This is a genomic window from Mycobacterium sp. C31M (assembly GCF_053345865.1).
Map to the genome: position 1 here is coordinate 21743 of NZ_JBKFAX010000034.1, position 10202 is coordinate 31944.

General features: G+C 67.3%; 11 protein-coding genes. 4 read left to right on the forward strand and 7 right to left on the reverse strand.

Features of this window, described 5'->3' with window-relative positions; genetic code table 11:
• The first annotated feature begins 21 nt into the window (after window positions 1–21).
• On the forward strand, window positions 22–483 hold the full coding sequence (locus ACLBYA_RS31260) for a hypothetical protein (protein WP_447713363.1): 462 nt from the start codon (window positions 22–24) through the stop codon (window positions 481–483).
• Here the strand turns inward: ACLBYA_RS31260 and ACLBYA_RS31265 are convergent.
• On the reverse strand, window positions 444–1346 hold the full coding sequence (locus ACLBYA_RS31265; RefSeq protein ID WP_447713364.1) for a mycobacterial-type methylenetetrahydrofolate reductase: 903 nt from the start codon (window positions 1344–1346) through the stop codon (window positions 444–446). The two genes, ACLBYA_RS31260 and ACLBYA_RS31265, sit on opposite strands and share 40 nt — an antisense overlap.
• Before the next feature lie 46 nt (window positions 1347–1392).
• Here ACLBYA_RS31265 and ACLBYA_RS31270 point away from each other — a divergent pair, with 46 nt between their 5' ends.
• A complete protein-coding gene (locus tag ACLBYA_RS31270) occupies window positions 1393–2151 on the forward strand; it encodes an alpha/beta hydrolase family protein (RefSeq protein ID WP_447713365.1) in 759 nt (252 codons plus the stop codon).
• A gap of 4 nt (window positions 2152–2155) precedes the next feature.
• Here ACLBYA_RS31270 and ACLBYA_RS31275 read toward each other — a convergent pair whose 3' ends face one another.
• Window positions 2156–3496 (reverse strand): FAD-dependent oxidoreductase, encoded by a 1341-nt coding sequence (locus ACLBYA_RS31275; protein WP_447713366.1) that lies wholly within the window; start codon window positions 3494–3496, stop codon window positions 2156–2158.
• 135 nt (window positions 3497–3631) lie between these two features.
• Between ACLBYA_RS31275 and ygiD the strand changes: the two genes are divergently transcribed.
• Window positions 3632–4387: a 4,5-DOPA-extradiol-dioxygenase gene (gene ygiD / locus ACLBYA_RS31280; RefSeq protein ID WP_447713372.1), complete on the forward strand. Its 756-nt coding sequence runs from the start codon at window positions 3632–3634 to the stop codon at window positions 4385–4387.
• On the opposite strand, the gene ACLBYA_RS31285 is transcribed toward ygiD, so the two are convergent.
• The 3 genes from ACLBYA_RS31285 to ACLBYA_RS31295 are packed head-to-tail and all read right to left on the reverse strand — an operon-like array spanning window position 4375 to window position 7495.
• Entirely contained in the window at window positions 4375–5595 is a 1221-nt protein-coding gene (locus ACLBYA_RS31285; RefSeq protein WP_447713367.1) for a GAF domain-containing protein, read from the reverse strand. The two genes, ygiD and ACLBYA_RS31285, sit on opposite strands and share 13 nt — an antisense overlap.
• Before the next feature lie 44 nt (window positions 5596–5639).
• Window positions 5640–6437 (reverse strand): acetoin reductase, encoded by a 798-nt coding sequence (locus ACLBYA_RS31290; protein ID WP_447713368.1) that lies wholly within the window; start codon window positions 6435–6437, stop codon window positions 5640–5642.
• Between the two features lie 11 nt (window positions 6438–6448).
• A complete protein-coding gene (locus tag ACLBYA_RS31295) occupies window positions 6449–7495 on the reverse strand; it encodes a 2,3-butanediol dehydrogenase (RefSeq protein WP_447713369.1) in 1047 nt (348 codons plus the stop codon).
• Between the two features lie 94 nt (window positions 7496–7589).
• On the opposite strand from ACLBYA_RS31295, the gene ACLBYA_RS31300 reads away from it, so the two are divergent.
• Complete coding sequence (locus ACLBYA_RS31300) at window positions 7590–9413, forward strand: NAD(P)-binding domain-containing protein (protein ID WP_447713370.1); 1824 nt, start codon at window positions 7590–7592, stop codon at window positions 9411–9413.
• A 45-nt stretch (window positions 9414–9458) separates the two neighbouring features.
• Here the strand turns inward: ACLBYA_RS31300 and ACLBYA_RS31305 are convergent, their stop codons facing one another.
• Together ACLBYA_RS31305 and ACLBYA_RS31310 are read right to left on the reverse strand one after the other, a co-directional pair.
• On the reverse strand, window positions 9459–10025 hold the full coding sequence (locus ACLBYA_RS31305) for a hypothetical protein (protein WP_447713371.1): 567 nt from the start codon (window positions 10023–10025) through the stop codon (window positions 9459–9461).
• Window positions 10026–10054: 29 nt separating this feature from the next.
• Window positions 10055–10202: DUF5078 domain-containing protein (locus tag ACLBYA_RS31310; RefSeq protein WP_447713373.1), on the reverse strand; the 148-nt coding region annotated here is incomplete at its 5' end.

Sequence of the window (10202 nt, forward strand, 5' to 3'; positions counted from 1 at the left end):
CGCACACGGAGGCCAGCCACCATGAGCGACTACTTCAGCGACTACTTCGGGGCCCTGCTGCACGACTGTCTGCGGGCGCCCACCGCCGCGGTCCATCGCACCGATTTTGCGGATCTGTTGACCGACGACGTGCGATTACACGCCCTGCAATGCGGACGGGCCGCCCACGAGTGGGCCCGCGCCGAGGGCCACACCCCCATGACGGTCACCGCCACCCATATCGTCGCCACCGAGTTCGGCCTGATCTATGCGGCGGTGCTGACCGCCCCGGGCTGCCCGAACCGCCATTATCTCGCCACTCCGCACCGCCTGTTCGACCGCATCGCCGACCGCGTGCACGACGCGCCGCCGATGCTCGGGGCGGCCGCGGTGGACTGCCGGCTGGACCACGATCTGACCTCGATGCGGCAGTTCGAGTCCGGATTGCGCCGACTGCTCGACGACTATCCGCGCCTCGAGCTGGAACTGGCCGGCGACCAGTAGGCGAGCATCTCGGCGAACGTCTCGAACGCCGGTTTGGCCGGGCCGTAGGCGGCCTCGAAATGCACGCTCAGCGGGAAGCCCAGTGCACCGACCCCGTCGATGACGCGCTTGTACAGATCGAGCATCTCGCGGCGCTTGTCGGCCGGGTCCAGCGGCGCGATCCGGCTGACGAACTCCTGTTCGGCGGCCACCGCGGCGTTACCCGCGTCCTGGATCAGCCAGTTGATCAGGCCCATCTTGGTTTCCAGTTTGGGCACGAAGCCGAAGGACAGCAGGATCTCGGGCCGGTGCTCGGTGGTGGCCGCGAACTCGGTGAGGAAGCCGACGATGGCATCCGAGTACAGCAGCTGGGTCATGCCGTAGGTGGCGCCCTGATCGCATTTGAAGTTGAAGCGGCCCTGCTCGCCCTCGCGGGTGGGGATGAGGATCGCACCCCGGTTGGGGACCTGCTTGTCGAAGATCGACAGCGCGTCGGTCGGGGCGACACCGCCACCCTCGCCGTCCTTGAGCGTCCGGGGCACGCCGACAAACGCGATCCCGTCGAATCCGGCGCCGTTGAGCTCGGTCAGCCGGCTGCGCAGCGCGGCCTCGTCGAGGAACGAGGTCACCTGGGTGCACAGTCCGCGCACGCCGGGCAGCTCGGGCTGCAGCAGCGACCAGTACTCCAGGACGTCCATCTTCGGCTTCATCTCGACGGGCCGGTCGTCGTCCTCGTCGATCATCCCGGGGATCATCACGTGCCCGACGCCGACGCCGAACTCCGCGGACAGCTCGCGGACCTTGACCGCCTCGTCGATGGCGTACTGGCGGCCCCGTTCAACATTCGAGGGGACGAGTTCCAGCGCGATGGTGTTGAGCGGCACGTCCGTCACCCTAAGGCCATCGGCGCCGACGTGGTAAACCACCGACATGGCTGAACGCTGCGTCTTCCCCAGTGCCACCGGACCCGACCTGGCCGGGATCCTCGACCTGCCCGAGGGGCCGGTGCGCGGCTGGGGAGTGTTCTCACACGGGTTCACCCTGGGCAAGGACTCGCCGGCGGCCGCCCGGATCTGCAAACAGCTGGCCTCCGACGGTATCGGGATGCTGCGATTCGACGCGCTGGGGCTGGGCGGGTCCAAGGGCGACTGGGGTGACGGATCTTTCACCGTGAAGGTGCACGACGTCATCGAGGCCTGCAAGTTCATGGCCGACCGCGGGACACCGGCCGACCTACTGGTGGGCCACTCCTGGGGTGGCGCGGCGGCCATCGCGGCGGCCCGCGACTGCCCCGGGGTGCGGGCGGTGGTGACCGTCGCCGCGCCGTTTGATCCCACGCACGTCGAGCATCAGTACGACGCCTGCCTGGAGCAGGTGTTCGCCGAGGGCAGCGGGCAGTGGATGGTCGGCGGCAAGAACCTGACCCTCAAACGTGCCTTCGTCGAGGATGTCCGGCGGGCGGACCTGCGCGACAAGATCAAGGATCTGAAGCTGCCGCTGCTGATCCTGCACTCCCCGACCGACAACACTGTCGGTATCCAGAACGCCAGCGATATCTTCTGGACGGCCCGGCACCCCCGCAGCTTCGTCTCGCTGGAGGGGTCCGAGCATCTGTTGACCGGGCCTGGTCAGGCCAAACGGGCCGGGCGCATCATCGGCGCCTGGGCCGATGCCTACCTGAACGGCTGACGTCTCAGCCGCGACCGTGTTTGATCATGTCCTCGCGCGGGACGACCTTGACCCGCTCGCGGCCCTGTTCGGCACCGAGTGCGACCTCATGGGCGTCGAGCTTCTCCCACTCGGACCAGGTCGTGTAGTCCACCCCGTTACGCGACAGCTGTCCCAGGATGGCGTCCGGATCGGTCACCTCGGGCGGGGTGATTCCCGGCAGGTCCGCCAGCAGGCTGGCAATCGTCTCGGCCGCATCGGATTTGGTGTGTCCGATCAGCCCGATCGGGCCACGCTTGATCCACCCGGTGACGTAGGTGGCGTCGACCACCATCCAGTCCGAGTCGAGCACCCGGCCGGCATCGTTGGGCACCACACCGGCATGGTGGTCGAACGGCAGGTCGGCCAGATGCGAGGACATGTAGCCCACCGCGCGGTACACCGCCTGCACCGGCCAGTCGGCGAATTCGCCGGTGCCACGCACGGTTCCGTCGCCGATGAGCTCGGTGCGTTCGGTGCGCAGGCCCTCCACCCGGTCGTCACCCAGCACCGCGACCGGGGACTGGCACAGGTGGATGTGGATACGGTGCGGCGCGTCGGTGGACTCCTTGTCCATGTACTTCATCATGGTGTCGACGACGAGCTTGATCGACTTGGTGGAGTTGATGGCCTTCTGGCTGGCCTCGTCGATCTCGAAACCCTCCGGATGCACGATGACGTCGACGCTCGGTGAGTGCGACAGCTCACGAAACTCCATGGGCGAGAACTTGATCTGCGCCGGGCCGCGCCGGGCGAAGACGTGGATGTCGGTGGCCTGGTTCAGCGCCAGACCGGCGTAGACGTTGCCGGCGATCTCGGTGCCGAGCTGCTCGTCGGCGGGCTTGGCCAGCACGCGGGCGATGTCGAGGGCGACATTGCCCGCCCCGAGCACCGCGACCTCCTTGGCCTCGAGCGGCCAGTCGCGCGGGACGTCGGGATGGCCGTCGTACCAGGACACGAAGTCCGCCGCGCCGTAGCTGCCCGGCAGGTCGATACCCGGGATGTCCAGCGGCCGGTCGTTACGGGCCCCGGTGGAGAAGATGACGGCGTCGTAGTGGCGCCGCAGCTCGGCCAGCGAGATGTCGGTGCCGTAGTGCACATTGCCGATGAACCGGATCTCGTCGCGGGAGAGCACCCGGCGCAGCGCCTTGATGATCTCCTTGATGCGCGGATGATCGGGCGCCACGCCGTAGCGGACCAGGCCGTACGGGGCCGGCAACCGGTCGTACAGGTCGACCCTCGCATGTTCGTATTCGCCGGTCAGGATGTCGGACGCATAAATTCCGGCCGGACCTGCACCGATGACCGCTACGCGGATCTTTCGCATTAAGCACCTCACTCATGACATAGGTAAGGCGACCCTAACTTGGTACGCGGGTACCGCAAGACCTACCTCCGAGATCCCTGTCACACCGCGGCGGTGGACCGCGCCGGTAGGCGGTAGCGTCGATGCATGACCGCCATGCCCGCCGCGTTCATCGGCCATGGCAGCCCGATGAACGCCCTCGACACCAACCGCTACACCGAGGCATGGCGGACCTTCGGGCAATCGGTGGCGCGTCCCCGCGCCATCCTGGTGATCAGCGCCCACTGGTACATCAATGCCACCGCCGTCACCGCGATGTCCTGGCCGCGGACCATCCACGATTTCTACGGGTTCCCGCGCGAACTGTTCGACATCCGTTATCCCGCACCGGGTCTGCCCGAGTTGGTCGAGGAGATCGCCGAGGTCGTGCAGCCCACCTGGGTGGGCGCCGACGAGGACAGCTGGGGTATCGACCACGGCGCCTGGTCGGTGTTGGTGCACGCCTTCCCCGACGCCGACATCCCGGTCGTCCAGCTGTCGATCAATGCCGAACAACCGCTGGAGTACCACCTCAAACTCGGTGCGCGGCTGGCTCCGCTGCGCGACAGCGGCATCCTGGTGCTGGGCAGCGGCAATATCGTGCACAACCTGCGGCTGATGGACTCCGGTTTCGCCGATGCCGGATTCGACTGGGCCGCACGGTTCGACGAGGAGGCCCGCCGGATTCTCACCACCACACCGGCCGAGGTGCTGACCCTGCAGGAGCATCCGGACTTCGCCGCCGCCGTGCCGACCCCGGACCATTTCATCCCGATGGTGTACTTCGCCGGGCTCGCCGGGACCCGACCGGCCACGGTGCTGGTCGACGGATACGCCTACGGATCGTTGTCGATGACGTCCTACGTGGCCTGAGCCAGGGCGACCTCGACCACCAATCCGTCGACGAACCGGTACGGCTGAGCGGCGATGAGACCCACCAGTTGCCTTCGCAGCCGCGACATCTCGGCCCTGACAGTGACCACCCGGGTCCGGTCGCCGTACAGATCGGCTGCCAGTTCGGGGGCACTGCGGCCGTCGCGGTGAGTGGCCAACAGCAGCAGGATCTCGGCGTGCCGCGGCGAGATGTCCCGGCGCCACGCGCCGGAGGATCCGGTGTATTCCAGCATCGGCTGAGCGCGTAGATCGAGGCTGAGCCGTGCAGCGGAGGTCGGCCCGTCCCCGTCGTCGACCGGGCGCACCAGCCAGCCACCCGAGAGCGGTTCCAGTTCGCAGGCGCCCAGCGCCGGAATCCAGGCCCGGCCGGCACCCGCCTTCTGCGGCAACATGATCCGGTTGTGCGGGGGTAGCGAATCGACCGCGGCCACCCACCCCTCGGGATCGACGGCCAGTGCCGGGGAGCCGAGGCGGGCCAGCATCGGTGCGGCGACCGCCCGGAGCCGGTCCAACGTTCGGGTATGCGCCTCACGCAGCTGCGATTCGGCCAACCGGGCCACCAGATCGACCAGCGCGATCGTGGTGGGGTGCACCGTCGACGCCGGCCCGGAGACGTCGACGACCCCGATCACGTGGCCGGTGCGCGGATCCCGGATCGGCGCACCGGCACACGTCCAGGCGTGGTGGCTGCGCAGGAAGTGCTCGGCCGAGAAGATCTGCACCGCGCGGCGGGACACCAGTGCCGTGCCGATCGCGTTGGTCCCGACCGCCGACTCACCCCAGTTGGCACCCTCGACGAACCCGAGTCGGTCGGCTTTGGTCAGCACCCGGGGCGTCCCAGAACGCCACAGCACCCGGCCCCGGGCATCGGCCACCACCAGGATGTTGCTGCCGTCGGCGATTACCGAATCCAGGCCCCTTGTGATGTCCTCCAACACCGTCATCAGGCCCGACGACTGCCGCAGCAAATCCAGCCCGCTACGGTCGATATCCGGCGGGTCGTGGTGTTCAGGGTCAATACCGCTGTCCAGCAACCTGTTCCAGGATTCGGCGATCACCTGTCGCGGCTTGGCCGGCGACCGCGAGCCGGCCATGGTGGCGTCATATACCTCGGACAACAGCATGGCGTACTGACGCGGGTCGTCACCGACGGCGACCGCGGGCTCTGGGGTCGAGGAGCCTGCCACGGAGTCGATTGTGCTCCCCGTCACAGCATGTGTCACGCGCACCCCTATCGGTACACCATCCCGCCGTCGATCAGCCCGGCCTGTCCGGTCATGTAGTCCGCACCCGGTCCGGCCAGGTAGGCGACAAATCCGGCGACATCCTCGGGTGTCTCCGGGCGGCCCAGCGCGATCGTGGCGGAGAACTTCTCGAAGGTCTCCCCCTCGGCCGCACCGGTCAGTTCGGCGAACCGCTTGTCGATCTCGACCCACATATCGGTACCGACCACACCCGGGCAGTATGCGTTGACGGTGATGCCGTCGGCGGCGTGTTCCTTGGCCGCGGCCTGGGTGAGTGCGCGCACCGCGAACTTGGTGGCGCTGTAGGGCCCGAGCATCGCGAAACCCTCATGCCCCGCGATGCTAGACGCGTTGATGATCTTGCCTCGTACACCGAGGTCCGTGAACTTGGCGACGGCGGCTTGGATGCCCCACAGCACCCCGTCGACGTTGATCGCCCACAGCCGGGCGAGTTGTTCCGGAGTCACCTCGGCGATCGGGCCGACCAGTGCGATGCCGGCGTTGTTCACCATGATGTCGAACCCACCGAGTGCGGTGGCGGCATGCTCGACGGCGGCGAAGACGGCGTCCCGGTCGGAGACGTCGGCGACGAACGTCGTCACCTTGGAACCGATCGCGACGATCTCGTCGGCGACGGCGGCCAGCGTATCGGCGCTGACATCGACCAGAGCCAGATCGGCGCCCTGGCCGGCCAATTCATGGGCGATACCGCGGCCGATGCCACGGCCCGCCCCGGTCACGAGGGCGACCTTGTCCAACAGTGGTGCTGGGATGACACGGGTCATACGAGTGCCTTTCACTTGGTCGGGTCGACCAGAACCTTCATCTTGGTTCCGGCGTGCAGTGCTTCGAATCCCTCGTCGACGACATCGTCGATACCGATGGCGGTCACCCACCCGGTGGTGTCGTAGGTACCGCGGGCCATCAGGTCGATGACGGCCTCGAAATCAGCTGCGGTGTAACACAATGAGCCCTGGATGCGGGACTCGTTCATCACCAGGTTCAGCAGGGGTGTGGTCAGCGGCTTCTCGTAGATCGCGACGCTGACCATCGCCTTGCGTGCCCCGACGCAGGCCAGCGCGGTCTCGACGGCGGGTGCGACGCCGGCCGCGTCGTACACCGCCCCGGCACCGTGGCCACCGGTGTGGTCGGCGATGAACTCCGGCACGGACAGGGCGGTCGGGTCCAGGGTGGATGCGCCGAGCGCTTCGATGGCGGCGCGCCGGGTCGCCGAGGGCTCGACGACGAAGACATCCTCGATTCCCTTGCCCCGCAGAGCGAACCACAGTCCGATGCCGATCGGACCGGCACCGAAGACCATCGCCGTGCGTTCCGCATCCGGGTCACCCAGGGTCGCGGCGTGATAGGCCACCGACATCGGCTCGACCAGCGCGCCCAGTTCCAGCGACACGTTGTCGGGCAATTTGTGCAGCATGTTGGTGGGCACCACGGTGTATTCGGCCATCCCGCCGTCGGACATCAGGCCGTGGAAACCGATCTGCGCGCAGATGTTGTAGGTGCCGGCTTGGCAGGGCCCGCAATGTCCGCACCGGTAGATCGGCTCGACTGCCACTCGGTCTCCTTCGGCCCAGCCGGTGACACCGTCGCCGAGGGCGGTGATGGTGCCGGAGAACTCGTGCCCCATGACCACGGGCAGCTGCTGGCCGGTCAACGGATGAGGTTCGGTGGGCACGAAGATCGGCCCCGCGTAGTACTCGTGCAGGTCGGTGCCGCAGATGCCGTTGTATCCGACGCGCACCTGCACCGTCCCGGGTGTCGGGTCCGGCACCGGGACGTCGGTCACGTCGAGTTTGTTGGGTCCGTAGTAGACAGCTGCTTTCATGCAGACGTTTCTATGTGACCTGGCTTACAGCCGAAAGGGTTGCAGGGGGTTGCAGACCTTGCGCGGGGTTGTCACACGTTGTGTGCTGGCTCACATGACTCAAACGATTGAAGCTCCCGCAGAAGTTGATTCCCCGCAGGAGCGGGTGGACACCTGGCTCGCGGCCTTCGAGACGGCGCTGGCCACCCGTGACATCGACCGGGTGGTGGCGATGTTCGCCGTCGACAGCTTCTGGCGTGACCTGGTGTCGTTCACCTGGAACATCAAGACCTTGGAAGGTCAGGGGGGCATCCGCGAGATGCTCGAAGATCGGCTGACCGGCACGGATCCGTCCCGGTTCCGGACCCGGGAAACACCCACCGAGGACGGTGGCGTCGTCTCGGCCTTCATCGAGTTCGAGACCGCGGCCGGCCGCGGCACCGGCCACCTGCGCATCCGCGGCGACGGCGGTACCGACCGGGCCTGGACACTGCTGACCGCGCTGCAGGAACTCAAGGACCACGAGGAACGCCGGGGTGCGACCCGCGTGCTCGGCGCGGTGCACGGCGACGATCCGGATCCCCGGTCCTGGGCCGAGAAGAAGGCGGCCGAGGACGCCGAACTGGGCCGGACCGTGCAGCCCTACACACTGGTGATCGGCGGCGGGCAGGGCGGTATCGCGCTCGGCGCCCGGCTGCGCCAGCTCGGGGTACCGGCCATCGTCGTCGACAAGCACGAGCGGCCCGGTGACCAGTGGCGCAAGCGGTACAAGTCGCTCTGCCTGCACGACCCGGTCTGGTACGACCATCTGCCGTATCTGCCGTTCCCGGCCAACTGGCCGGTGTTCGCACCCAAGGACAAGATCGGCGACTGGCTGGAGTTCTACACCCGCGTCATGGAGGTGCCGTACTGGTCGAAGACGACGTGCCTGTCGGCCACCTTCGACGGGGAACGGTGGACGGTCGAGGTGGACCGCGACGGTGAGCGCCTGACCCTGCACCCGACCCAGCTGGTGCTGGCCACCGGCATGTCCGGCAAGGCATTTGTGCCCGCGATCCCGGGTCAGGACGTCTTCGCGGGCGATCAGCACCACAGCTCGGCGCACCCGGGACCCGACCAGTATGTCGGCAAGAAGGCCGTCGTGATCGGATCGAACAACTCCGCGCACGATATCTGCAAGGCGCTCTACGAGAACGGCGTCGATGTGACGATGGTGCAGCGCAGCTCGACGCACATCGTGAAGTCGGACTCGCTGATGGAGATCGGTCTCGGCGCGCTGTACTCCGAGCAGGCCGTCGCCGACGGGATGACCACCGAGAAGGCCGATTTGACGTTCGCCTCACTGCCGTACCGGATCATGCACGAGTTCCAGATCCCGCTGTATGACCAGATGCGCGAGAAGGACAAGGACTTCTACGCCCGGCTGGAGGCGGCCGGCTTCGAATTGGACTGGGGCGCCGATGGTTCTGGGCTGTTCATGAAGTACCTGCGCCGCGGCTCGGGCTATTACATCGATGTCGGCGCCTGCGAACTGGTCGCCGATGGCCGCATCAAGCTGGCGCACGGCCAGGTCGACCACCTGACCGAGAATTCGGTGGTGCTGGCCGACGGCACCGAACTGCCGGCCGATGTGGTGGTCTATGCGACCGGCTACGGATCCATGAACGGCTGGGCCGCCGATCTGATGGGGCAGGATGTCGCGGATCGGGTCGGCAAGGTGTGGGGTCTTGGTAGCGACACCCCGAAGGATCCCGGCCCGTGGGAGGGCGAGCAGCGCAACATGTGGAAGCCCACCCAGCAACCCAACCTGTGGTTCCACGGCGGGAATCTGCATCAGTCACGGCACTATTCGCTGTATCTGGCGCTGCAGCTGAAGGCCCGCTACGAGGGCTTGCCGACGCCGGTGTACGGGCTGCAGGAGGTGCACCACCTGAGCTGACCCCCCTTTTTCCCGCGAGCGGGAGGTTCCCCCAGTTCGCCGGCTTCAGCAGCCGCCGTCGACGGTGCGGTCCGGGCGACCCGCATCGTCGACGGCGATGTCGACGGCTCCGGTCGACAGCACCGCCCGGATGTTCCGGGGACCGCTCCAGCCGATACCGTTCAGCGCCAACGTATCCGCGTTGACGCACCCCAGGTCGTACTCCCGGGACAGCAGGCCGGCCCTAGTGTGCAACCGCAACTCCCACACCGGATCCGGCGCGAAGGCGGCACTGCCGCTGAGCACCACCAACTCGAAGGCCCCGTCAGGCGACTCCTGCGTCGACTCGACCGTCAGCTCCGGTTGCAGTGCGGTCACGAACCATCCGGTGAAGGCGACGATCCCGGCACCGGCCAGACACAACGCGGCCCCGAGCCAGCGCGCCAGCGGCTTGCGTAGACCCAACACACAGGCCAGCGCCAGCGCGACCCCGCCCACCGCCGCGAACACGACGGGGTGAAAAAGCCACGGCCGCAGCAAATGGAAGCGGAACAGCACGAACCCACCGACCGCCGCCGCGCACAGCAGGGCCCCGGCGATCGTCAGGATGAGCGCGGTCCGTTGCTTCTGCACGGCCGCCAATCTATCGGCTCAGCCGGGTGCTACCAGACCCAGACGGACATGTCGTCGGGTGGGTAGTTCATGCACACCGCGGTGGAGGCGGCGACGACGCCTTTGTTGTTGAAGAAGATCTTGGCCCAGTTGGGCCAGTTCCAGGCGAGTTGTTCGTAGAAGGCGTTGGTGGCGGTG

Coding starts and splice junctions, on each gene's coding strand:
- ACLBYA_RS31300 (WP_447713370.1), top strand. CDS start 7,590: ATGACTCAAACGATTGAAGCTCCCGCAGAAGTTGATTCCCCGCAGGAG.
- ACLBYA_RS31295 (WP_447713369.1), bottom strand. CDS start 7,495: ATGAAAGCAGCTGTCTACTACGGACCCAACAAACTCGACGTGACCGAC.
- ACLBYA_RS31270 (WP_447713365.1), top strand. CDS start 1,393: ATGGCTGAACGCTGCGTCTTCCCCAGTGCCACCGGACCCGACCTGGCC.
- ygiD (WP_447713372.1), top strand. CDS start 3,632: ATGCCCGCCGCGTTCATCGGCCATGGCAGCCCGATGAACGCCCTCGAC.
- ACLBYA_RS31275 (WP_447713366.1), bottom strand. CDS start 3,496: ATGCGAAAGATCCGCGTAGCGGTCATCGGTGCAGGTCCGGCCGGAATT.
- ACLBYA_RS31290 (WP_447713368.1), bottom strand. CDS start 6,437: ATGACCCGTGTCATCCCAGCACCACTGTTGGACAAGGTCGCCCTCGTG.
- ACLBYA_RS31260 (WP_447713363.1), top strand. CDS start 22: ATGAGCGACTACTTCAGCGACTACTTCGGGGCCCTGCTGCACGACTGT.